Origin of the sequence: Ramlibacter aquaticus, from assembly GCF_015159745.1 — a bacterium.
GTDB lineage: Bacteria > Pseudomonadota > Gammaproteobacteria > Burkholderiales > Burkholderiaceae_C > Ramlibacter > Ramlibacter aquaticus.
In genome coordinates, this window is record NZ_JADDOJ010000225.1 from 1 (window position 1) to 248 (window position 248).

Below are 248 nucleotides of genomic sequence, written 5' to 3' on the forward strand. Positions count from 1 at the left end.
GCACCAAGAAGACCCAGGAAGAACACTTCCTGGCCAGTGGCGTGGCTGGCTGCGTTCTTCGCCCGACCTTGATGTACGGATGGTTCGACCCCAAGCATTTCGGCTGGCTCGCGCGCTTCATGGAGAAGGTGCCGGTGTTCCCCATTCCCGGCCACGGCCGCTACATGCGCCAGCCCCTCTACAACCGGGACTTCTGCCGTGCCATCGAGTGGTGCCTGCGCCACCAGCCGAAGGGCGCCATCTACGAT

General features: G+C 63.7%; 1 protein-coding gene. It reads left to right on the forward strand.

Annotated features, from left to right (window positions below; all coding sequences use genetic code 11):
- On the forward strand, positions 1-248 hold a 248-nt coding region (locus IM725_RS20225), incomplete at both ends, for an NAD(P)-dependent oxidoreductase (RefSeq protein ID WP_193782421.1).